Here is a 24,424-nt window from a genome sequence, read left to right as displayed (position 1 = left end):
CGTAGAGGATTTGAATGAATGTTAATAAAAGAGGAGGTTCATTATTTTGGATATTTTTGCACACAGAGGTGTTTCTGCAAGCTACCCGGAAAATACAATTGCTGCATTCCAAGCGGCATCTAAGCTTCCTATCGCTGGAATTGAGCTAGATGTTCATTTAACAGCAGATAAAGAGGTAGTTGTTATTCATGATGAAACCATTAACCGTACCTCCAATGGTTCAGGCTATGTAAAGGATTTTACATTACAGCAATTACGTACATTTGATTTTGGCTCATGGTACTCATTGGATTATAGTGGAGAAGTGATTCCGACATTAGGGGAAGTTTTAGAACTATTTGCAGGTACAAACCATCGCATTAACATTGAGCTAAAAACAGATGTGTTTGCCTATGAAGGGATCGAGTCATTAGTTCTAAAGGAAGTAGCTGCCCAACAAATGACAGAGAGAGTTATTATCTCTTCTTTTAATCATGAATCTTTGCAAACAGTCGCACTAATCGCACCATATATTGAAAGTGCTGCATTGTTTGCTGAAGTTTTAGTAGACTTTACGACTTATGTTGCACTTATTCCTGCTAAAGGCTTGCATGTTAGTTTGCCTACAGCGTATCGCAAATCAGTAAAACTAGCGCTCGCTGAAGGGGCAACAGTACGTGTTTATACAGTCAACGAGGAGCAGGATGCTCGATATTTACAGCAGCTTGGAATACAAGCAATATTTACTGATGACCCAGAGAAAATATTAAAAGCCCTTACTTAGAGCAATGAGAGGGGGGCGCTCGAATTCCGTGGAATGATTAATGAAGTAATGCCCACGGAACGCGGCGTCTTTTATAAGATTCTTTACCACTTTGCCTGATGCTCCTCAATGCATCCAAGCATTTGTCGAATAACTAATGTTTCACCATTGTCGAGCAAAATGGAACCGTCATAATAACCAAATAATTGATGTACTTCTGATTTTACTAGTTTTGCATTTGTATAGGCTACACGTTCAAAAAACGGAGAGAAGGTTAGTGACACTTGATGAGAGAATTTTGATTTTACTTTCCAGCGCTGCATATAATCTTCGGAATCATAATCAAACAATAAATCCTCATGTATTTTTGTCATTTTGCCATCAACGAAAACAGCATTTTCGGTCATGCCTGTGCCATCTGTCCATTTTCCTCCTAAATTAAGTCCAATTCTTCTTCCACGGACCCGTTGAGAGGCCATTCCCCAATTCCATACGGCTTCACGCGGCCAGACACCTCGACCGTAATCTAAGACAGCAAAATTTTCTTCTGCCGAGAAATTATAACGACGAGTACCAATTGTGACCACACCTGAAGTAGGGAGTGTATGATGCTTACCTGTAAATTGAAATGTTTTACGATTCCAAGGGATGACAACATTTAAGGTTTCGTCTGTAGCGGGATGCTGAATGATGAGCTTTGCACGTAAAATATCGCCATCAAAATTTGGAATAGAAACGGATAGATGTGTTTCATTTTGTACATATAGTATATCAATCATCATTTCACTATTTTTAAACGATACGGACTCTAAAACTTGTGTAGGCATTTTCAATTTGCCGCCTAAGGGAATGGTAATCGTTTTTTCGAAATAACGCTGCGTTTCATATTCAAGGAAATAGACGAAGCAGACTGCTGCATAATCTAGATGACTAATCGTAGCGGAAAATAAGATTTCATCACCGTAGACACACCAATAGTTCCATTTCTTTTTGCGCATGAGATGGCCGCTTAAATTGCTGTTGATAAGTGGTTTACGTGCAAATCCGATGGCTGCTGGATTTAAATTCCCCTTTTTATCGCATAAAAGAGTAGGCTGTAAAATTTCTTTCTCAGCATGCTGCTTCACATTTAACATCCCTTCTGGTCATAAAATAAAATCATGCATTTCTTTTAATCTTATTGTAGCAAAAATGATCTTGAAAATGGAAAGGAACATACTGATTATACCTATTTTCGACAATAATATGAGTAAGGACCTAACTAATAGAAATACTTGAAGAGACATATGATGGCATGAGGAGGGGATGTATGGCAAAGATGTATAATAGGCAAGCTGCTGTACAGTATGCCAATTTATGGTGGAATAGACGCAATCCAGCTTTTCCTAACTTTGATGTAGACTGTACAAACTATATATCTCAATGTTTATTAGCTGGTGGGGCACCAATGCGAGGGGCACCAAGTAGAGATAAGGGCTGGTGGATTCAACAAGGAAATTGGAGCTTTAGCTGGTCTGTTGCACATTCTTTAAGATGGTATTTAGAAGGCTCAACGACAGGGTTGAAGGGGACACGTGTGCAAACCGCCGAAGAGTTAGAGCTGGGGGATGTTATTTTTTATGATTTTCAAGGAAATGGGAGAATCGATCACTCTGTTATTGTTACAAGTATTCAAAACGGCATTCCTTATGTAAATGCTCATACATCAGATAGTATTAATCGACCGTATTTGTATGAAGACTCCACTGCTTTTACGCCCAGCATGACTTACTTTTTCTATCATATAGAGGATAGCTTTGCTTAAGATGAGGTAGTTTTAAAGCATATCATTTTATGATAATGTGAAGGTAGAAGAGATAAACTTAAAAGTTGTCTTGTGGTAGAAGGAGAATGGATATATGAGCGAACAATTTTTATCGGTTAGAGATGCAATTATTCAACGTCGTTCCATTAAAAAATTTAATGGTCAGCCTGTAGATCGTGATGATTTATTGGCCATTATCGACGATGCAGTTTGGGCACCCAACCACGGTAACCGTGAGCCTTGGCGTTTAGTAGTAGCCTGTGGTAAGGAATTAGAAAATCTACATCATTTATTACGCGACCTGACGATTCCAAAATGGCAAGAGCTTTTAAGTGAAGACTTGGCGAAGCAGATGTTGAAATTTACGTTACCCGGCGGCTATGCCTTTGTTATCGTACCGGAGGATGCACGTCAAAAAGAACGTTTAGAGGATTACGGAGCAGCAAGTATCTTTATTCAAAATATGCAACTGTTAGCATGGGATAGAGGGATAGGCTCTTGCTGGAAAACACCAGGCTTTTTAGATAATCCCAAGTTCCGCGAAGCCTTAAAGGTACAGCCTGGTGAACGTGTTATTGCAATGCTACAAGTCGGTTATTTTGATGAAGTACCAAAAGGGAAAGATCGTAAAAAATCGGCTGAAATAGTGACAGTTTTTGGTGAGTAATCGCCTAAAAAGCAAAGAAAATCCCCTCACTGAAGTAGGTGAGGGGATTTGTTATGGAATAGAAAATTATTTTTGTAATTCCGAAACTTCATATAAATAATCACTTAAAACGCGTAAACCTTTATCAAAGTTTTCTAAATGGAAATGCTCATTAGGTGCATGGAAGTTTTCACTAGATAAACCGAAGCCCATTAATACTACAGGAATTTCTAAAATTTCATCAAATGCAGCCACGATAGGGATAGAACCTCCACCACGTGTGTAAGCAGTAGGTACACGATAAACCTTTTCATAAGAACGTCCAGCTGCCTGAATGAATGGATGATCAAATGGTGTTAAGAATGCAGGGCCTTTATCGAACTCCGAAATGTTAATTTCCACTCCAGCAGGTTTATGCTTTTCAACGTGGGCTTTTAATAGCGCAACGATTTCGTCCGGCTCTTGATTTGGAACGAGACGGCATGTAATTTTAGCGCCTGCTTCAGCAGGTAATACCGTTTTGATGCCTTCTCCCGAGAAACCACCAAAGACCCCATTAACCTCTAATGTTGGACGAGCCCAAGTACGTTCAAGGTAGGTAAACCCTTGCTCACCAAATAGTTCTTTTACACCGACCTCTTGTTTTACTGACTCCTCATCAAAACCAAGCGCACGATAAGCTTCACGTTCTTCCTCTGTTAAAGGTAATACATTATCGTAGAAACCTTCCACTTGAATGGTGCCATGCTCGTCACGGAAGGATGCTAATATTTCAGCTAATGCGTGGATGGCATTTTGCACGCCTCCACCATAGAGACCTGAGTGTAAATCTCCTTTAGCTCCACGCACATCAATTTGAATGCCTGCTAAACCACGTAAGCCATAGCATACTGCAGGTTTACCAGGGCCATAAAGTCCAGTATCAGAAATTAAAATGAGATCCGACGCTAATTTTTCTTTATATTCCTCAACAAAGGAAGGTAGATGCGGACTACCGATTTCTTCTTCACCTTCATAAATAAATTTAACGTTCACAGGTAAAGTTCCTGTTGTTGCAAATAAAGCTTCAATCATTTTTAAGTGCATAAATACTTGCCCTTTATCATCACTAGCACCACGAGCGAATAATTTATTGTCACGAATGGTAGGATTGAACGGTTCACTCTCCCATAAATTTAGGGGATCAACAGGTTGTACATCGTAGTGACCATAAAATAATACAGTTGGTTTGCCTTCTGCATGTAACCAATCGGCATAGACAACTGGGTGACCTGCAGTTTGTGTAATTGAGATATTCTCAAGATTTAATTTTTCAAATGCATTAGCAAGCCATTGTGCAGCATGCTGGATATCTTCCTTATGCTCAGATAAAGAACTAATACTTGGAATTTGTAAAAATTCTTTCAATTCGTTTAAATGAGCCTCACGATGTTCAGCAAAATAAGCATCAATTTGCTGTAAATTAGTCATCTAGCATCCCTCTTTCTAATATATTTCGATAATAGAAATAGTATAGCATATCAAAACTAGAAAGTATTAACATGGGTTTATAAATAAATATGCTCTAATAGGAGGACATCAACTATTTTTATAACAAGGCCAATGGTTGTGTTTGAATGTCTTTAGCTTGTAACGGACGAATATATGTAGGGAAAAATGAAAGACACTGCAAAAAAATTCTTTACAGTGTCTTTCGATAGTCGTCTATAAGTGAGGGCAATTTTTATCTTACTTAAAGAGTGTGTGTATTAAACATTTTTCGATTTACTACTACTGATGTTAGGTGTTGGTGGTGAGTTGTACACACGGGAATATGGTGGTATTGAATTCATTAGCCAAATGTTACTGCCTAGCACCGAATCGTGACCAATTGTCGTTTCGCCACCTAAAATGGTTGCACCTGCATAAATAACAACATTATCTTCAATATTCGGATGACGTTTAATTCCTTTAATTGGATTGCCATTTTCATCAAGAGGGAAGCTTAATGCCCCTAATGTTACACTTTGGTATATTTTAACATTATTGCCGATTATACATGTCTCACCGATTACGACACCTGTGCCGTGATCGATAAAGAAGGATTCACCAATTGTCGCTCCTGGGTGAATATCGATTCCTGTTAAACTATGTGCATATTCAGACATAATACGTGGGACAATTGGTACGCCCACTTCATATAATTCATGTGCAATACGGTGAATGTATACCGCAACAATTGATGGATAACTTAGTAAAATTTCTTCTGTAGAAAGGGCAGCAGGATCTCCGTTGTACGCTGCCTGAATATCTGTTTGCAAGATTTTACGAATTTTTGGGAATTGTGAAATTAAATCCATCACAATACGATCTGCATCCGCTTGACAAGTACAGTTTTCAAGATTGCTGTTGTACTCCAAATTGTAAATTAAAACTTTTTCGATAATATCACGTAAATCCAATGCCGTTTCACGCAGTTTATTACTACTTACAATATTGACGCGTGTAGTATCGATCGGCGGAGCAGTATGAATACCTGGGAACAGTACTTCATGAAAATTATCTAAGATTTTATAAATTTGATTGCGCCCAACAAAGCCAATTGAATTTTCAATATCAACATACTGTCGGTTAATATCACTTAATGAACTTGTAATTTCTGGGACCTTTTCATTTAGCCAATCATTTAAACTCATTGTAAAACACCCCTCAATTTCATAATAACTGATGTAATAAAAGTACAAAGCATTTCATGTAATAGCAACTCTTTTAGCTTTAAAATATATTAATATTTATATTATAGAAAAAATACCTGCATGTGGAGTTGCAATTAAATAATCTTATATTGTTTTACCATAAAATACGACAGCTTTTAAAGCTTACTGCTTCTTGTTATGATCTAGACCGATTTGCACTGGGAGAATTTTAATCAAATAAAAAGAGTCTGATTCCGGAACAATACCGAATTCAGACCAGTAAATTTTTTATTAGTGTGCAGTATAGCCTCCATCAACAAGGAGTGTTGTACCATTAACAAAGCTTGCATCATCGCTTGCTAAGAATAAAACAGCTTTGGCAATCTCTTCTGGTTTACCAAGTCGACCTTGTGGATGAAGGGAAGCTAAATACTCTTTCTTTTGAGCGTCTACTTCAGCTAATAAAGGTGTGTCGATATAGCCAGGACATACAGCATTTACGCGAATGCCTTGTTTTGCATAAGCTGTGCAAAGGTTTTGTGTTAATAGTTTTACACCACCTTTTGCAGATGAATAGGCTGTTGGATTTGGTAAGGCAACAAAACTATGGATAGAGCCAGCATTAACAATGACGCCACCTGTGCCTTGCGCAAGGAATTGTTCGATGGCATATTTATCAGAAAGAAATACACCGGATAAATTAATATCAATGGTTCTTTTCCATTTTTCAAAAGATAACTCGTGAGCGGGTGCATCGTCAGCTACACCTGCATTCGCATACATAATATCAAGTTTTCCGTATTTATTAATAGTTTCCTTTATCATGTTTTTAATATCTTCTTCGCTTGTTACATCTGTTTTTACGAAGAGGGTATCATAACCATCGTTATTTAATTGTTCAGAGATGTTTTGTCCGCGCTCTGAAAAATCGGCAATGACTACTTGTGCACCTTCTTGGGCGAAGAGGCGAACTGTTGCCTCACCGATACCGCTAGCGCCACCTGTGACGATTGCTACTTTATCTGTTAATTTCATGTCAATGACCACCTTAATATTTATTTTGCTGTTGCTCCACCATCAATAACAAATTCGGCACCTGTTGAGAAGGAAGATTCATCAGAAGCTAAGAACAGCACTGTTTGAGCCACTTCTTTTACAGAACCTAAACGTCCTAATGGGAATAAGTTTTTTCCTAATTCATCTTTAGAGCTTCCAGTTGTTGCAGATGCATAATCGGCCATTCCTGTATCGATATAGCCAGGGTGAATAGAGTTTACGCGTACGCCATATGGGGCATATTCCATTGCTGCATCTTTTGTCATAATGCGCACAGCACCTTTACTAGCGCCATATAAAACATGTCCAGCAGCACCTGTTAAGCCTGCAATGGAAGATGCATTAATGACAGAGCCTTTATTTTGTTTAGCCATAAGCGGCATGATATGTTTCATACCAAGGAAAACACCAGTTACATTGATGGACATTAAGCGATTCCAGTCAGAAAGTTCAATTTCCGCTAGTGGTTTAATTATATAAATGCCTGCATTGTTGAAAAGGATATCAACTTTATTAAATGTATGAATGGCTTCATCTGCAACTTTTTTCCAATCGTCTTCATTGCTAACATCATGACGTACAAATAATGCTTCGCCTCCAAATGCTTGGATATCGCTAACGGTTTCGTTCCCAGATTGTTCATTTATATCAGTAATGACTATTTTTGCTCCTTCTTTCGCAAATAATAGTGCAGTTTCTTTCCCGATGCCTGTACCTCCGCCTGTAATAACGGCTACTTTATTTTCCAATCTCATTTCAAGCACGCACCTTCCATTATTTCTGGTTATATGGTTACCTTAGGATATAAAAGTATTCGCTTTATTTTAGCGATACCTTCATCTTACTCCTTTCAATTTGAAATACTATCCTATAAGATGCTGTATAATATAGTGAGTGAGTATCCTCCATTTATAGGGGTACTTTTAGTATGAAGGAGAGGAATTTCCTATGACACACTCATTTCAATCCTTTGAAGAAATGACACTTCAAGAATTTGTGTTATTCATCAAAATTCATAGTAAACAAATTGAAGAGAATACGAATATTTACCTCAATCTAGAACCTTCTATTGCTGAAGCCGATCGAGAAAGAGTGGCAATGCTACTGGATTCGTTTCTACGTTTAATGACACATACGAATATCGAAGAGCTTCATGATGATTTTAGAAGTTTTTTTAAGACATGGCTTCAATCACAGTTATCCATTATCGATACGAGAAGCTTTCTTCTATTCCAATTGATTTTAGAGAAATCATTGATCACTTTTATGATTCAGCAGAAAATTAGTCGAATGAATGCCATACTAATGTATGTATTATCGATTTTTACATTTTTAGTACAGCTTTACTGTGATGCCGAAGTAGATCATAAAAATAGTCGTAGAACTACCCCTGAAAATGAAGAGTTGAGACGGCTGCAATTGTTGGATAAACTTGATAAATTGCTTATCAGTTCCTCTGGTTATCAGGATTTAGCTTATATCTTAAAGAAATGTGAAGAGTATTTTAGTTATAAAAGATGTGTATTTTATGCCTATGTGCCATGGTCCAATCAATTTTACGGGGTTATTGGTGCAGAGCTTCCAAAGGTTCAAAGCATGAAAGGGGAGCTGACCGGTGAAAATACAGTCCTTGGCTCAAGAAAACCTATCTATTTAAAAAACCCAAAAAATTATGTGAAGGAAGAACATATACAATTATTTAATTTATCGTCGATTATATTTATCCCAATTATTCAACAGGATCAATTATTTGGTTGGCTGACATTTGATCAGCTAGGTGAAGAATTTGATTGTACAAAGGATGAGTTATTGTTACTTGAAGAGGTAGGGAAGCGGTTGGGGTTATTTTTATCACGTAAGGGTGAGAAGGTTGAAAAGAATACAGAACTTCACTTAACAGAAAGGGAGTCCATGATTTTAGGTTTGCTTGCAGAGGGATATGACAATAAAAAAATTGGGGGATTACTATTTCTAAGTGAGCATACGGTAAGAGATTATGTAAGTAGTTTAATGACAAAGCTCAAAGCTAAAAATCGAACACAGGTCGTTGCTTCCGCTTTTCGTTTAGGGCTATTAAGCTAGCCAAGGGAAATAAATATGTAATCCGTTATATGAAATATATCTGCTTACTTTAAAAGTGATTGTTAAAGTGGCGGATTTTTAATTTTCTGATAATAATTATTATTTAAAATATAGCAATCAAAATAGAGGTTTAATGTTATAGAGCCGTGTTTTACAGGCTGAGTAATATAGTAGTAAAACATTTTTTACGAATATTACAAGCAAAAGCGTTTAAGCTTACACGATTGTAATGAAATTGAAAGCCAATACGATAGAGTGTAATACATTATTTTGCGAGAATGTGTATAGAAGCAAGAACAAGAAGCGGAGGCATACACAATGAATGAAAAATTAGAAGGCGTATACGAGGAATACAATCGTTATATATATCACTTATGTTTAAAACTAACTCGCAATAATGTAGAGGCTGAAGATTTAATGCAAGAAGTTTGGGTAAAGGTCGTGCGCTATGAAGACAGCGTAGCTGAAGTAGAGCATATTAAGGCTTGGCTTACAACTATTACAATGAATACTTTCAGAGATCGCTATCGTAAAAAGGTTCGTCGCAGTAAATATATGATGAACCAACCTGAAACATTAGACGTACCGATATTAGATTTGGTTCCCAATAATGAAATTTCGACAGAAGAAAAGGTTGAAAAGGATATTGTCACAAAACTCGTACAAGATAAAATGGAGCAACTAGATGGCATTTATAGAAAGACTTTATGGTATTTCTACATAGACCAATATTCACTTGCAGAAATTTCTACGATTATGAAAGTTTCCATTGGTACTGTGAAATCCCGTTTATTCCGTGCAAAGGCTCGATTAAAAGAAATGCTTATGTCAGATACGGCCATTGTGGAATCTGTGCTACCAGCATGATTAAAGCTGATTGGTCGCACACCATACGTACTTAGACGGAAGTATTCAGTCGACTAATCTAAAAAAAGATGCATTCGCATATAATTGCGATGCATCTTTTTATTGTTAAGACTTTATTCTGGACGATTGGATTCAACATCCAATAGACATTTTGAAAAAATAGTGCGCAATGTTTGCAGTTCTTCAGCAGTGAGCATTCCAAACATATTGTTGATAATTTCACTCACTTGTTGGCGAGACTCTTTTAAGATGCTCTCGCCCTCAGAAGTAATAACGAGCTGTGATGCTCGTCGATCTGTAGCGTGCTGTGTTTTTTCAATAAAGCCAGCGTTGATAAGCTTCGTTGTTAAAACGGTGACGCCACCTGTCGTTACCTTTAACCGCTCAGCAATAGCAGAAGGGCGTTTCGGGCCCTCCTGCGATAAGTAGTCTAAAATTAAAATATGGGATTTTGAAAAGCCGAGCGCATTATGATTATTCCACTCGTTCGCCCACTTACGCTCAATAGATGAAACAACTTCAAACAACGAGGTAATGGCTTTTTGTTTTTCTTGATCCATAGAAGGTCATCTCCAAAACTGTTTTAACTTTCTTGTGCCAATCTTGTCATCGCATTTAATTCGTAAGCACGTACTTTGCGCGGGATAAAACGGCGGATGTCCATCTCATTGTAACCAACTTGAATACGTTTTTCATCTATTAAAATAGGGCTACGTAACATTCTTGGATGTGCTTGAATAATAGCAAATAGCTCCTGAATAGAAAGTTGGTCGATATCGATATTTAAGTTTTTAAAATCATTCGAATTTGTTGCAATAATTTCATCTGTTCCATCTTCAGTCATGCTTAAAATTTCTTTAAACTCTGCAAGTGTAAGTGGATGAGAAGTGATACGTTTTTCTTTATATTCAATATTGTGATCTTTTAACCATTTAAGTGCTTTTCTGGATGAAGAACAGCTCGCTTGTGAGTAAATTGTAACTGTCATTCTTCATTCCTCGCTTTCTTTTTTAGATTATATTTTATAAATATCTTATTAGTAAGGTAAATTGTTTATATATATATCTTACTAGTAAGCTATATATAAATCAATAGCTATTTAAAAAATATCTATAACACCATGATTTTTTTCAGGTATATTAACATATACGAAGATCATCATAAAAAAGTTTCATTTTCACAGCTTACAATGATGTAAGTTTAGGGAAATTGAGTAGGGACTACATGAAGCATAGGCTTGTCCAAGAGGAGAGAAATGACAAGCTAAAAAATATCAGTCCACTAATTATAGTATGTTTAAATGAGCAGAATTATACATAAAAGCTTAAAATTATTTGTGGATTTTCGTAAATAGAAAAAAGGGTGGTCCCAAATGATATTTGAGACTACCCTTTTAGATTTATCCTTGTTGTCCAGATGTGAACCAATCTTGGACATCCCAGACCTTCGTAGCGAGACCTTCATAGAAATCAGGTTCGTGACTTACGATTACAATAGTGCCTTTAAATTCTTTCATCGCACGTTTTAATTCATTTTTTGCATCCACATCTAAATGGTTCGTTGGTTCGTCAAAAAGAAGCCAGTTTGCCTCTTCCATCATTAATTTACATAAACGAACTTTCGCTTGCTCTCCACCCGATAATGAATTCAGTGGACGTGTAATGTGATCAGTCTTTAAGCCAGCCTTCGCTAAGGCAGCACGTACTTGTGCTTGTTCCATTGAAGGGAAGGCATTCCACACATCATCAATTGGTGTGATTTTTTCCGCTTTTACTTCTTGTTCGAAGTAAGATGGATAAAGGTAATCTCCTCGAATCACTTTGCCATTTAGAGGATTAATTTTACCAAGCATTGTTTTCAATAATGTTGATTTACCTACACCATTCATGCCGACTAAAGCGATCTTCTCTCCTCGTTCAATAGCAAAAGTGAGTGGGGGAAGTAATGGCTTGTCCTTATCATAACCAATCACCAAATTTTCAGCCTCTACAACATAGCGACTTGATGAACGTGCTTCTTTAAAACCGAACTCAGGCTTTACAGCAGTTTCTGGGCGATCAATTCGCTCTAAACGGTCAAGCTGCTTGGCACGAGATTTAGCACGGCCAGTAGTAGAGTATCGCGCTTTATTTTTGGCAATAAAATCCTCTTGCTTCTTGATGAATTCTTGTTGTTTTTCATACGCGTCAATATGCTGACGCTTATTGATTTCAGCAAGCTCTAAGAATTTTTCGTATGTTGCTGTATAACGAGTTAGCTTTGAAAATTCAAGTTGGAAGATGACATCCACCGTCTCGTTCATAAATTCTGTATCATGCGAAATTAATAAGAAGGCATATGGATAGTTCTTTAAATAGTTTTTTAGCCATGTAATATGTTCTTCATCAAGATAGTTTGTAGGCTCGTCTAATAATAGAACTTTTGGTTTTTCTAATAACAGCTTAGCTAGTAAAACCTTTGTACGTTGACCACCAGAAAGAGCAGCAACATCTCGCTCCAAGCCAATAGCATCGAGCCCAAGCCCGCGCGCAACTTCTTCAATTTTCATATCGAGTGAATAGAAGTCACCTGCATCTAACGCATCTTGAACTTCAGCCATTTGCTCTAATAGAACTTCTAATTCTTCAGGTGTAGCTTCAGCCATCTTACCTGTAATTTCATTGAGTTCCTCTTCTTTTTTATACAAGGGTAGAAAAGCGTCACGCAATACATCGCGCATCGTTCTACCAGCTGTGAGTACTGTATGTTGATCTAAATAACCATAATGTGTACCAGGGAGCCATTCCACTTTTCCCTCATCATGAATTGTTTGACCAGTGATAATGCCCATTAAAGTTGATTTACCTACACCATTTGCCCCAACGAGTCCAATATGATCACCCTCTACTAAACGAAACGATACATCTTTAAAAAGTGTACGATCTCCGAATGAATGACCTAAATTTTCTACTGTTAAAATTGCCATATATGTTCCTCCAACTGTCTTTCAAGTTTACATTTTATAGTTCTGCAAGTTGCTTATTCAGCTCTGCAAGCTTCGATTCCATATTTGCAAGACGTTGCTCTGCCTGTGCTACTTGATCGTTGTGTCCTGTAGACTCAAGTTTTTCAATATCGCCTTGTAAATTGATATAGTCCATTTTTAATTCTTTAATTTGATATTCTAAATCATTTTTGGTTGGCATGATGGTTGCTCCTTTTTTAAGAATATTTGTATAGCGAATGCGTGTAAAAAGCGATGGGGGTTTTATTGATCCCCCACCGCTTAGTCATTAAAATCAATCGGGAACTGAAAAAATTTGAACTTACATAAGTCCCAACTTTTATAAGATGAGATGCTAAAGTGAAAATTTCTTATATATTGTATCATAATCGTCTTTGAAGTAGCACTAAGTAGAAGCGATATTATGACGATCATAAGCAAAGTCTAAAAGTAGTTCTAAGAGTGTTTCATTATTACTAACGAGATTGAGCTGGCGTTGTTTTTTTACGGCACGTTCACTGCGTGCTTCATGTAAAAGAAACTCCATAACAGCATTTTGTATTTGTGATTGTTTCATTTTACGACCTAGCCCTAGATGAATAAAACCGTTCTGTTCTCTTGGGAAAGCATGTAATAGCTCTGCCTCCGATTGTGCAAGCGTAATGCATGGCACACCATAAGAGGCAATTTTGTAAGGCGTATAATTGGCATTGCAAATAATAACATCTGCTTTTGGTAAAAGTTTGAGAAGTGCGTTTTTATCACGAAGGATGGCTGTGTTGCGACGACTTAAAACCATCATTTGCAAGTCGTCTATAGCATGGCGGTAGCTGTCGTCAATCATAACTGTAATTTGTAGTGGAATTTGGAGCTGTGTTAAGTGTCGAAGTGTACGATAGGTTAAATTATGCTCGTCCCCATCTTCAAAAGCTACAACGATATGGGGAGGATTTTCAGGTGTTTTGCTTTCAGGTCTATCGCTAAAGTTTTGATAGTCTTCGGGTAGTGCAAAAACAAAGCTCCCGCCAATATAATGAGACGGTAAATAATCTTTTACCTCGTGATAGAGTGCTAGTAGTACACAGTCACAGGCTTGACCACCTTCACCAAAATCATCAAAGTGAATAATCGTTTTGCAGAAAGGTCGTAAATCCTGTACTTGTAAAGCCTCGGAATTGCGGCCATCTCTGACAATTAAATCTGGCTGAATGCCTTTCATTTGCTTAGGAAGTTCATTAAAATGATCAAATAAAACGGGGGTTAGACCCTCATTCATTAAAATTTGAATCCCGTCATTTGAAGGAGTTTTTACAAATATAAAAACCTTCTCATTCGTCAGTAGTTTAGCTAATGTTGAAACCCGTTCAAAAGGATACAGCCCTTTATCAATACAGCTTTCAATAATGAAAACAATCGTTTTTTTCGGTACTATTGCTTGCGTTTCGTTTTGCAAATGTATCCCACCCTTTCTCTGTCTCTTTAAATTATGGCGAAGAAAGAGCAAGTATGTGTAAAATTTAGGATTTGATCAATGATCTTTTTAAATAAATCTTTCAAATAGCTATCTTATAGGTACGATAAATAACTTTTAATCATTAAAAAAGTGGTCGATATATATAGTGAGTTTATTAAGATACATAACAAAGATGGTGATGATGAAAGGAGGGAAGAAGTATGGGTATGCGTGCTGCAATTGTAGTTGGAGCAACAGGATTAACGGGCTCCTCTCTAGTAGAGCAATTATGTGAAAATGATGAATATGTATCCGTGACAGTAATCGCGAGAAGAAAACCAACTTTTAAGCATCCCAAGCTAGAAGTGAAAATTTGTGATTTTGATAGGTTAGAGGAACAAGATATAGCATTTGCGCATGAACTATATTGCTGTTTAGGCACAACTATAAAAAAGGCAGGTTCTCGAAAGGTGTTCGAAAAGGTAGATTTTGAATATCCTTTAGCGATTGCTTCATTGGCGAAGAAGCGTGGGATTCCCCATTTTCTTGTCATCACTGCAATGGGTGCTAAAGAGAGTTCTCCTTTTTACTATAACCGAGTTAAAGGAAAGCTAGAACATGATTTAATGGAGTTGGGCTTACAGCAGCTTTCTATTATTCGACCTTCACTCTTAGTAGGAGAACGGAATGAATTTCGTTTAGGGGAGAAGGTAGGAGAAAAGGTATTAAAACTAGCCAAGCCATTGTTAATAGGACCACTAAAGCGATTTAGAGCCATTGAAGCCTCTCAAGTAGCAAAGGCAATGATGATTATTGCGCTACACGGTAAGCAACAACCAGTGACAATTTATCCTTCTCATGAATTAGCAATATTGGCATTTCCGGAAACGGTAGAAGAAGATGTTTCGAGGGAGACATTATTTAATTGGGATAAAATTCAAAAAGCAGATTCGCTTCATGAAGAGGATAAGGTTAATCGCAATGTAGTGATTGATCGTGAGAAATATACTATCCACGATAAGGTTGTCGATGAAGAAGTTCGTTTTCGACCATATGATAAAGAGTAATTTTTCTTGCTTTCCGCCTAAAGACTGAATTTCTTGCTTTCCTCATTCCTATTCTTTCCGAGCCACTTTTCATTTGTTACAATATTATTGTAGAAGATGAATGTGGAGGCAAAGTAAAGATGAAAATTTTACTCGTTGATGGCACGATGTTTGGTCGAAAAACCGGTGCTATTTTAGAGCAAGTGGAACAATATATTAAAGAATTAGATGCTAGTTTCGATTTAGAAATGATGCATTTTAGTGAATATAAACATCAAATTGTTGATGGCTCACCATTAAATGAGGATATGAAGAAAATGATCCAACAATTTGAGGAAGCGGATGCTTATATTATTGCAACGCCAATTTTCCAAGCATCAATTCCGGGCGTTTTGAAGAATGCATTTGACTTCCTACACCCTAAAACAATGCGCTATAAACCTGTATCTATAGTTGCAAATGGCGGCACATATCAACACCACCTTGTTGTAGAAAATCAATTAAAACCTATTTTAGACTACTTCCGTGCTCTTGTTACACCGAACTATGTGTATACACATACATCCCATTTTGATGCAGATAATCATATTGTGGATGAGGATGTTCATAGCCGCTTACGTGAATTAGCGCGTGTATTTGTTCAATACTGTGAGATGAGCAAGAACTTGCCGAAGGAAACAATCGATCAACATTAATAGTACCCTTGCACTGTGGTAAGAAATCACTGTGCAGGGGATTTTTCTTTGTAAGTATTCTTTTAGTATGTGATAAAATAAAACTTTAGTGACACTGGAAGGAGGGCTGCTCATGCAGGACATCGCTTTACTAGAAAAACAACGCTGTTGTCTTATTTTGACTAATAAGGCAAAGGAAGCGGTAGAGGAATGCTCAGCAAACGAGCATGCCTTTTTTGCGTTACAAAGATCTTTTACAGTCTACATTGAAAAACGCAAAGCAAAAACAGTGGGTGAAATATTTTTATCTATCTATTTTAATGCTGAAGACAATGAAAAATTAAGTGATAGTATTTCCGAGAAAACGGTGATTATGGACTGTGTATTAAAGCTGGAAGGGTTGCTAGCGACAAATATTCGTTTTGTGCATATGCGAGGGCCGATTAACACAAATCGCCGTTTAGCAGCAGCACTGGAATTTGTTACAAAGCCTAATAACGGAGCAGGCGTTCCACTTGAGCTTCATACGAAAATTAGACAGCTACCGATTGCGGAAGAACGGACTGAATATGTAAAAAAACGTATTGCTAGCTGGGAAGGTTATTTAAAAATACAAGAACGCGATGCGACTATTGACGATATTCATAGTGAATTTAAGCAAAGCTATTTCAATGAAGACTTTACACGCTTAACGCTTGTTTGTCCCTACATAAAGAATAAGGAATGGAAGCAATTAGAAGGCTTGAGTGTTAGTATTCAAGGTGTCCGTGGTGAAATAGGACAAGTGTTGAAGACTCATGCTGGAAAGCAAACAGTTGAAATTGATTTAAAGCCTTTTACACAAGAATTAGCTCGCAAGGATCAGCTTAATCTTCGTTCGAAACAAGCGAGCTTCAGCAACTTTGCAACATTAAGTCAAATTAGAAGATTACGTAATGGCTTTACCAAGTTAGAAAAGGGTGAGGCTGTTAATCCTAATTTAGAGACGATCCTATTTGAAAAACGTCCTTCTGTACGAGCATCGAAGCTACAAGAAGATATTGAATTTCATAATAATTTAAATGAATATCAAAGACGAGCGGTTTTAGGCGCTTTATCCGTTGAAGATTTATTTGTCATACAAGGTCCACCTGGTACAGGGAAAACAACTGTCATTTCAGAGATTTGTCAGCAAAATGTGAAAGCTGGTTTAAAAACACTTGTTGCATCTCAGTCAAATCTAGCGGTAGATAATGCTTTAGGACGGCTTCTTTCCAATCAAGAAATTCGAATTTTACGCTATGGTAGAACGGAAAGTATTGAGGAAGAGGGAAAAAAATTTATTGAAGAAAATGTAGCTCTGCAGTGGCGTGAGCAAACATTGACAGCAATTGAAGAAGCAATCTTGGTCTTTCCTGAACGTGAGCAGATGTTCAAGGACAATTTGACCAAAGCAATAGCTGAGCTTGAAAAATTAGAGTTATGGCTTGAGGAATTGACGCAGGAAATGGCCGCTAAAGAGCAGGCTGCTATTGAAGAACCAATTTTACAGCAGGAAATTCAAGCGTTAAAAAAAGACTTAAAAGCTGCCAAAACAGAGCAACAGACATATGAAGCTCAAAAAGAACATTATGAGAAGCAGCTCGCACAAATAGAGCCCATTATACAGCAGCTTGAACAGACACTTGCTGATCATCCTTCAATTGAAAATCTACAGCTTACCATTCAAGAGACTTCACAAAAAGTGGAGCAATTAGAGGCAGCTGTTCAATATAAAGAATTGCTGGAGCAAAAACAGCAATTAACAGTTCAATTCCAAGATATACAAGAAAAATATGAAACAGAAAATAATCGTCTCATCATCATGAAGGAAGCGCAAAAGTATGTCCATACATTGACGTCCTATGAGCGTATCCAACGATATTTACAGCATTATCAAATTCGTCCTTCTCATGTCCTTTCGCAGCAAATGAATCGAATACAACATCTAGAGGATGCAAAAGATTTAGAGGCATGGTCTACCATTAATAGTCGTCTCCAAAAAGCCATTGCAAAGCTAGAGGCGTTAGTGACGGATGAGGTGAAGGAGCAAGCGCAAGCAAAAAGAAGATTACAGCCTGTGCAATCTTTTTCTTTACAAAACCTTACAGGTGTATTTGCTCAATTAAACAAGGCGTTTCAAGACGATCAAACGCCTGCAATTCATGAAATTGAAAGCTATTTGCTGGGGCTCTATATGCGTCGTGATTTTGTATGGCAAAAAGGAATGGCACTAAAACAACAACAAGACCATAAAGACGAAGAATACGAGTCATTCCGAAAAAATCTTGTTAGTTTACTGCATCAAGAGTGTGCCATTACAAGCTTTGATGTACAAAGCATTCAGCGGCAATTGCAGCCATTTATACAGCATACAGAGCGATTACAACAGCTAGCAAGCAACTTCCTATTAGAAGAAGTACCAGAGGAATCCGTTGAATATTTAAAAATTCTTATGGGACAATTACGAGAGTCTCTTCAGGAAGCCAATCAGCAACTAGAACGAGTTGAAAAGGCTAGAGTTCAATTAGTACCAAAACAAGCTTCACTTCAAACCGTACAAGCTAGCTTGGAGGAAGTAGACCTACTGCTATCACAGATGGAAGAGCGGTTAAAGGAAATCAATGTTGCGGGATTGAAAAAGGAAAAGCAATTGGCCACATTCACAAAGCTATTGCAGTCGACACCAGAGCGAACAGCAGAAGAGGTTAGAGAAGCTATTCAAACTTCAAAGCAAGCTATTGAAGATTTACAGCGTCAGGAAAAACAACTACCGCTTCGAAAAAAATTGCAAGAGCAATGGCGAGAAAAACTACAAAACGCTACTGAATATGATTTAGATGAAATTAGAAAATTGTATGTACGACATGCAAATGTTATTGGTACCACATGTGTAGCTTCGGCGAGTAAAGAGTTTATGGAAAATTACCCAACCTTTGATGTTGTCATTATTGATGAAGTCTCAAAGGCAACACCGCCAGAATTATTATTACCAATGCTGAAGGGGAAAAAGGTTATTTTGGTAGGGGATCATCACCAGCTACCACCCCTACTTGGTGACGATACATTGGAGGAAACTTTGAAGGCGATGCTAGAGGAAAATCCAAATTTTGAAGGCGCACAAGAATTGAAAAGTTTACTACGTGAATCATTATTTGAGCGCTTATTCAATAATCTGCCTCAAACCCATAAGCAAATGCTAGCTCTTCAATACCGCATGCATGAAAAAATTATGCAAAGTATTACCCCATTTTACGCGCAAGAAGAAAATGGCTTGCAATGTGGCTTGCCAGACTCAGATTCGGCGAGAGATCATGGCTTAGAGGGACAATTTGTCAAACGTGATGACCATTTATTATGGATTGATATTCCAACTGAAAAACCTTATTTAGAGGAACAGGTAAAGGGAGGCACAAGCCGTTATAATGAAGGGGAATTACAAATAATTCGTCGTATTTTGCTAGATCTAAATGATGCAGTGAAGGCAGCAAAAGAAGCAGGGCGTATGCCACAGGATGCCTTGAAAAGTGTTGGAGTCATTAGCTTCTACGGTGAGCAAGTGAAGAAAATAAATCGTCTCCTACAGCAGGAGCTACAGTTGCCGCATTTACAATTTAGAACGGGGACAGTTGATAAATTCCAAGGTATGGAGATGGACGTAATTCTCGTCAGTATGGTTCGTAATACACCAAAAGGTGGAGATATTGGCTTTGCAAGAGATTATCGTCGCTTAAATGTAGCTCTATCCCGTGCTCGGGAGTTACTACTACTTGTAGGAAGTGCAGACATGTTTGCGAAACGTGCAAAACATCAAGATACAAGAGATATGTATGCCCAGTTATTAAATACTGTAAAATCCTACGAAGGCTTGCGTAATCATGAAGGATTGGTGATGTAGAGTGTCAAAATTACAGCAACGATTAATGCGTGAGCTGCAACAAAATCGCAATATAAAAATTGTCAAAACTGCTGAATGGTGTATTCCAATTCGTACAGTGGATGTAACGTACGAGCCAGTTCGCCGTTCCACGATGGATGTCTTAATGACCATGCTGCTACTGAGCATTCAAGAGGCGGATTTTGGAAATGTGGAAGAATTGAGCGAATTATTGCTTGTAGATCCATTATTTATCGAAGACCTGATGTCTTTAATGATTCGCGTAGGTCTTATGAAAAATGAGGAAGGCTTCTTTAAGCTAACAGAAAAAGGACAGCAACAGCTTGAACAAGGTATCTTTGAAGAGGAGCTTGAGGTAGAAGCATCCACTCTTTACTTTAGTCCTTGTCATCAATCATTTTTGACTAGTGATGTAAATAATGATGAATACGATGAGTTACCAGAGCTTTATCGTTATGTAGATAAGGAAGCTGAACAACAGGAGCAATTTGATGAATCACTCATTATAGCTGCCTTACAAGAAGTGGATAAAGAAGACACAGGCAACTCACAAAGAATAATCGCAAGAGTTGTTGAAGTAGAAGCCCAACAAATTAATGATAGTCCATGCTTAGAATTTATCCTTTACGATAAGGAGCAAGATATACTATTTGTTCGTGTGTGGAATATGTTATTAAATCAATGGGACCACTGTCTAGAACAACAACTTACTGATAAAGAACAATTGATGTGGCGTGAGCAATATTTATAGAACGAAAAAACGAGCGTGGATAGCGTTCGTTTTTTTTATTTCCCATGTCAGCCCTAAAAGTGAGATGATACGAAAAATTGTTTTGATAAATGGATGAACTAGCATAGTATATTACTACATGATAAGGAGGGGACAGATGGTATCGATTAGTTTATGTATGATTGTTAAAAATGCACAATGTACGATTGAAAGATGCTTAGATTCGGTTCGGCATATAGTGGATGAGATGAATATTATTGATACAGGCTCAACTGATCGTACAAAAGATATTGTCCAAAATTATACCTCTCGCATTTTTGATTTTCCATGGTGTGATCATTTTGCAAATGCACGCAATTTTTCCTTTCAGCAGGCAACAAAAGATTATATTTTATGGCTAGACGCAGACGATATTATGACAAAGGAAAACCAACATAAATTATTACTACTAAAGCAATCATTGTATCCAACGGTTGATACCGTCACTATGGATCATTACCTAGTACTAGATGACGATGGGGTAGTGGAGTGCAGTGAGCGAAAGTATCGTCTAGTAAAAAGAGGCAATCACTTTCAATGGCAGGGCGCTGTCCATGAATATTTAAAGGTATCTGGTCAGCACCTTCACAGTGATATAGCTGTCACACATTTACCGTTAACAAAGGATATTCATCGCAACTTATGTATCTACGAAGGTTTAATTCAAAAGGGACATTCTCTTTCAGCAAGGGATTCATTTCATTATGCAAATGAATTAAAGCTGCATAACCGTTATTTAGAAGCCATAAATCAATACAATACATTTCTAGATAGCGAATTAGGTGCTACAGATGATCGCATTGAAGCATGTTTGCATATAGGGGAATGCTATCGATTGTTACAGGATGATCATCACGCTCAACAAGCTATTTTACAATCTTTTTTGTATGATCGACCAAAGCCAGAAGCATGTTGCCGAATGGGCCAATTTTTTATGGAGCAATCAAAACATAAAGAAGCTATCTATTGGTACTCCCAAGCTTTGCAACAAGCTTCCGTCGATTCAATGACTATTCAAAAACGAGCTTACTCAACATGGCTACCTCATTTACAACTAAGTCTGTTATATAGGGAGTTACGGTTATTCGAAAATGCCTATCAACATAACCTAGAGGCACGAAAGTGGAAACCCAATCATTCAGAAATCAAAGAAAATGAAAAATATCTACTCAGTCGCTTAAAGATATAAATCTCTATTAAGGGAATGGTACATCAATAAACAAGACATAAATAGCTTGACCAATTAACACAGATACACCAACAACAATCGTCATAAAAATCACATTACGAGGCCTAAAATTTTTTGCTTCCATTAAAAACCTCCTTTTATATATAGAATATTCTGTTAATTCAAGATATGTTTAGTGGATTTGAGTATGCATAATAAAAGAGCAAATTCACATTCGGTGTGAATTTGCTCTTTATTGTTAATCTAACTTTAAACCTTTTAAGGCTTCCGCAAGTGCATTGTTTACAGGTTCCTCATTATTTTGCTGCTTTAAGTATTTTTGTACGGAACGTTTATCAACCTTGCCTCCGCCTTCTTTTTTCCGTCTTGCTTCAAAGGCAGAAAGTTTTTCACGATAGCCACATTTACATACAAAAATTTGGCCATCCCCTTCACCACGTAATTCTAATTTCTTCTTACATTGCGGACAGCGTGCATTAGTAGTACGTGACACATTTTTACGATGGCCACATTCGCGATCCTGGCAGACAAGCATTTTACCTTTTTTGCCATTTACCTCGAGCATTGGTTTACCGCAATCTGGACAAGACTTAGTAGAAATATTGTCATGTTTATATTTTTTATCACTGCCCTTAATTTCCGTGACAATTTCTTTTGTATAGTTTTTCATTTCATTAATAAATACATCTTTATTGAGCTTGCCCTTTGCAATAAGTTCAAGCTTTTGCTCCCACTCTGCTGTGAGGGCAGGGGATTTTAATTCCTCTGGCACTAAATCCAGTAATTGACGGCCTTTAGAAGTAATATAAATATCCTTGCCACCGCGTTTCTCAATTAAGAATGAATTGAAAAGCTTATCAATAATGTCAGCGCGTGTTGCCACTGTACCAAGCCCACCAGTAGATTTTAATGTATCTGCTAACTTTTTATCATTAGTCGCCATATATTTTGTCGGATTTTCCATGGCTGATAACAATGTTGCTTCATTAAAACGAGCTGGTGGTTTTGTTTGACCAGATGTTTCAGCAAGCAGTTTAACTTTTAGCACATCTCCCTTATCAATGCGTGGAAGTATTTGCTCCTTCACATCATCTGCTGTGTCCTCATCATCAAAGCGATGTTCATATACTTCCTTCCAACCAGCGGATAAAATTGTTTTTCCACGAGCAATAAAGCTTTCATCACCAATCTTTGCACGCAGCGTTAGTTGCTCATATTCGAAAGCAGGAAGTAACACGGCTAGGAAGCGTTTCACGACAAGGTCATAAATTTTACGTTCCTTATCTGAGAATGCAGAAAGATTCACATAGCCCTCTGTTGGAATGATTGCATGGTGATCAGAAACCTTACTATCATCAACAAAGGCTTTTGTTGGTTTTATCGGTTTAGCTAGTAATTTATTAGCGATTGGGCGATACTCACCAATACCACATGCCTTTAAACGTTCAGGTATAGTAGCAACGATATCCTGAGAAATAAAGCGGGAATCCGTACGTGGATAAGTTAACACTTTATGTTGTTCGTAAAGCTTTTGCATAATATTCAATGTTTCCTTCGCAGAATAGCCAAAGATTTTATTGGCATCACGCTGCAGCTCTGTTAAATCATAAAGGCTTGGTGCATATGATTTCTTAGGTTTTTTTTCAATGTCTGCTACGGTAGCATTGCTATTCCCAAGCTTTCTCACTAATGTTTCTATTTTTTCTTTATCAAAGCTGCGGCTATTACCATTTCGATCCTGCCAAGTAAGCTTTAAATGATCCGTTGTTTGAGCTTCTATACCATAATAAGTTTGAGCTTTAAAGTTTTTAATTTCATCTTCACGAGAGGCAATCATCGCTACTGTTGGTGTTTGTACACGACCACAGTTCAATTGTGCATTAAAACGGGTAGTTAAAGCACGTGTAGCATTCAGTCCAATATACCAATCTGCCTCAGAGCGGGCTACAGCCGAAGCATAAAGATTATCATAAGCCTTCCCTGGTTTTAGATTAGCAAAGCCATCTTTAATCGCTTTATCAGTTACAGATGAAATCCATAAACGTTGAAGTGGCTTTTTGATTTTTACTTTATCAATAATCCAACGAGCTACTAATTCACCCTCACGTCCGGCATCAGTAGCAATAATGATATTATGAACATCGTTGCGAATAAGCTGGCTTTTGACCGCATTAAATTGCTTTCCTGTTTGTTTAATGATCGACAGCTTTAAGCGTTCAGGTAGCATGGGTAAATCTTCAAGATTCCACGTTTTATATTTCACATCATAACTCTCTGGGTCAGCTAGTGTGACAAGATGTCCAAGCGCCCAAGTAACAATGTATTTATCTCCTTCAAGGAAGCCATTTCCCTTTTTATTACACTTCAGTACACGCGCAATATCACGTGCTACAGAAGGCTTTTCAGCAATTACTACGCTTTTTGCCATTGTTAACACCCTTTCATAGTTCCATGTTAATAAATATAGCATAGGTTGAGGGGGTTAGCAGTTGAACAGCAGTGGAAAATGGTTTTAATGGATA

General features: G+C 37.5%; 21 protein-coding genes. 10 read left to right on the top strand and 11 right to left on the bottom strand.

Going from position 1 to position 24,424, the window contains the following annotated elements:
- The first annotated feature begins 46 nt into the window (after window positions 1-46).
- Complete coding sequence (locus C9J29_RS04575) at window positions 47-763, top strand: glycerophosphodiester phosphodiesterase (RefSeq protein ID WP_089985959.1); 717 nt, start codon at window positions 47-49, stop codon at window positions 761-763.
- 83 nt (window positions 764-846) lie between these two features.
- Here C9J29_RS04575 and C9J29_RS04570 read toward each other — a convergent pair whose 3' ends face one another.
- Window positions 847-1,869 carry a DUF2804 domain-containing protein gene (locus C9J29_RS04570; RefSeq protein WP_036127564.1) on the bottom strand — a complete coding sequence of 341 codons (1,023 nt, stop codon included), beginning with the start codon at window positions 1,867-1,869 and terminating at the stop codon, window positions 847-849.
- Between the two features lie 182 nt (window positions 1,870-2,051).
- On the opposite strand from C9J29_RS04570, the gene C9J29_RS04565 reads away from it, so the two are divergent.
- Both C9J29_RS04565 and C9J29_RS04560 read left to right on the top strand, forming a co-directional pair.
- The gene (locus tag C9J29_RS04565) at window positions 2,052-2,546 is read left to right on the top strand and encodes an amidase domain-containing protein (RefSeq protein ID WP_008176165.1); all 495 of its coding nucleotides are present in this window, start codon (window positions 2,052-2,054) and stop codon (window positions 2,544-2,546) included.
- A gap of 94 nt (window positions 2,547-2,640) precedes the next feature.
- A complete protein-coding gene (locus C9J29_RS04560) occupies window positions 2,641-3,213 on the top strand; it encodes a nitroreductase family protein (protein WP_008176164.1) in 573 nt (190 codons plus the stop codon).
- 66 nt (window positions 3,214-3,279) lie between these two features.
- Here C9J29_RS04560 and C9J29_RS04555 read toward each other — a convergent pair whose 3' ends face one another.
- The 4 genes from C9J29_RS04555 to C9J29_RS04540 form a co-directional block, all read right to left on the bottom strand.
- Window positions 3,280-4,662, bottom strand: coding sequence for a dipeptidase (locus C9J29_RS04555; protein ID WP_089985960.1), 1,383 nt, complete (start codon window positions 4,660-4,662; stop codon window positions 3,280-3,282).
- A 278-nt stretch (window positions 4,663-4,940) separates the two neighbouring features.
- A complete protein-coding gene (gene epsC / locus C9J29_RS04550) occupies window positions 4,941-5,867 on the bottom strand; it encodes a serine O-acetyltransferase EpsC (RefSeq protein WP_008176160.1) in 927 nt (308 codons plus the stop codon).
- 291 nt (window positions 5,868-6,158) lie between these two features.
- Window positions 6,159-6,902, bottom strand: a complete 744-nt coding sequence (locus C9J29_RS04545) for an SDR family NAD(P)-dependent oxidoreductase (protein WP_036222705.1) — start codon at window positions 6,900-6,902, stop codon at window positions 6,159-6,161.
- 20 nt (window positions 6,903-6,922) lie between these two features.
- Window positions 6,923-7,678 (bottom strand): SDR family NAD(P)-dependent oxidoreductase, encoded by a 756-nt coding sequence (locus C9J29_RS04540; RefSeq protein ID WP_107921715.1) that lies wholly within the window; start codon window positions 7,676-7,678, stop codon window positions 6,923-6,925.
- A gap of 193 nt (window positions 7,679-7,871) precedes the next feature.
- Here C9J29_RS04540 and C9J29_RS04535 point away from each other — a divergent pair, with 193 nt between their 5' ends.
- Both C9J29_RS04535 and C9J29_RS04530 read left to right on the top strand, forming a co-directional pair.
- The gene (locus C9J29_RS04535) at window positions 7,872-9,005 is read left to right on the top strand and encodes a LuxR C-terminal-related transcriptional regulator (RefSeq protein ID WP_089985962.1); all 1,134 of its coding nucleotides are present in this window, start codon (window positions 7,872-7,874) and stop codon (window positions 9,003-9,005) included.
- Between the two features lie 318 nt (window positions 9,006-9,323).
- Complete coding sequence (locus tag C9J29_RS04530) at window positions 9,324-9,872, top strand: RNA polymerase sigma factor (RefSeq protein ID WP_008176154.1); 549 nt, start codon at window positions 9,324-9,326, stop codon at window positions 9,870-9,872.
- Between the two features lie 113 nt (window positions 9,873-9,985).
- Here the strand turns inward: C9J29_RS04530 and C9J29_RS04525 are convergent, their stop codons facing one another.
- The 5 genes from C9J29_RS04525 to C9J29_RS04505 form a co-directional block, all read right to left on the bottom strand.
- Window positions 9,986-10,432 carry a MarR family winged helix-turn-helix transcriptional regulator gene (locus C9J29_RS04525; protein WP_008176151.1) on the bottom strand — a complete coding sequence of 149 codons (447 nt, stop codon included), beginning with the start codon at window positions 10,430-10,432 and terminating at the stop codon, window positions 9,986-9,988.
- 23 nt (window positions 10,433-10,455) lie between these two features.
- Window positions 10,456-10,860 carry a transcriptional regulator Spx gene (spx, locus tag C9J29_RS04520; RefSeq protein ID WP_008176149.1) on the bottom strand — a complete coding sequence of 135 codons (405 nt, stop codon included), beginning with the start codon at window positions 10,858-10,860 and terminating at the stop codon, window positions 10,456-10,458.
- Between the two features lie 411 nt (window positions 10,861-11,271).
- The gene (locus tag C9J29_RS04515) at window positions 11,272-12,837 is read right to left on the bottom strand and encodes an ABC-F family ATP-binding cassette domain-containing protein (RefSeq protein WP_008176147.1); all 1,566 of its coding nucleotides are present in this window, start codon (window positions 12,835-12,837) and stop codon (window positions 11,272-11,274) included.
- Window positions 12,838-12,871: 34 nt separating this feature from the next.
- Entirely contained in the window at window positions 12,872-13,057 is a 186-nt protein-coding gene (locus C9J29_RS04510; RefSeq protein WP_008176146.1) for an SE1832 family protein, read from the bottom strand.
- Between the two features lie 204 nt (window positions 13,058-13,261).
- On the bottom strand, window positions 13,262-14,308 hold the full coding sequence (locus C9J29_RS04505; protein ID WP_008176144.1) for a PseG/SpsG family protein: 1,047 nt from the start codon (window positions 14,306-14,308) through the stop codon (window positions 13,262-13,264).
- A 221-nt stretch (window positions 14,309-14,529) separates the two neighbouring features.
- Here C9J29_RS04505 and C9J29_RS04500 point away from each other — a divergent pair, with 221 nt between their 5' ends.
- From C9J29_RS04500 to C9J29_RS04480, 5 genes are all read left to right on the top strand, one after another.
- Window positions 14,530-15,375 (top strand): oxidoreductase, encoded by an 846-nt coding sequence (locus C9J29_RS04500; protein WP_107921714.1) that lies wholly within the window; start codon window positions 14,530-14,532, stop codon window positions 15,373-15,375.
- Between the two features lie 119 nt (window positions 15,376-15,494).
- Entirely contained in the window at window positions 15,495-16,049 is a 555-nt protein-coding gene (locus C9J29_RS04495; RefSeq protein WP_008176141.1) for an NADPH-dependent FMN reductase, read from the top strand.
- Between the two features lie 112 nt (window positions 16,050-16,161).
- Window positions 16,162-19,944, top strand: a complete 3,783-nt coding sequence (locus C9J29_RS04490) for a DEAD/DEAH box helicase (RefSeq protein WP_107921713.1) — start codon at window positions 16,162-16,164, stop codon at window positions 19,942-19,944.
- Window position 19,945: 1 nt separating this feature from the next.
- Window positions 19,946-20,695: a hypothetical protein gene (locus C9J29_RS04485; protein ID WP_008176137.1), complete on the top strand. Its 750-nt coding sequence runs from the start codon at window positions 19,946-19,948 to the stop codon at window positions 20,693-20,695.
- Between the two features lie 136 nt (window positions 20,696-20,831).
- A complete protein-coding gene (locus tag C9J29_RS04480; RefSeq protein WP_089985964.1) occupies window positions 20,832-21,902 on the top strand; it encodes a glycosyltransferase family 2 protein in 1,071 nt (356 codons plus the stop codon).
- Between the two features lie 238 nt (window positions 21,903-22,140).
- On the opposite strand, the gene C9J29_RS04475 is transcribed toward C9J29_RS04480, so the two are convergent.
- Window positions 22,141-24,330 carry a DNA topoisomerase III gene (locus C9J29_RS04475; RefSeq protein WP_008176132.1) on the bottom strand — a complete coding sequence of 730 codons (2,190 nt, stop codon included), beginning with the start codon at window positions 24,328-24,330 and terminating at the stop codon, window positions 22,141-22,143.
- Window positions 24,331-24,424: the final 94 nt, after the last annotated feature.

It is taken from the genome of Lysinibacillus fusiformis, assembly GCF_003049525.1.
In the GTDB taxonomy this organism is placed as follows: Bacteria; Bacillota; Bacilli; order Bacillales_A; family Planococcaceae; genus Lysinibacillus; species Lysinibacillus fusiformis.
The sequence above is the reverse complement of the archived record's forward strand: the minus strand, read 5'-3'. Positions and strand labels throughout refer to the sequence as shown.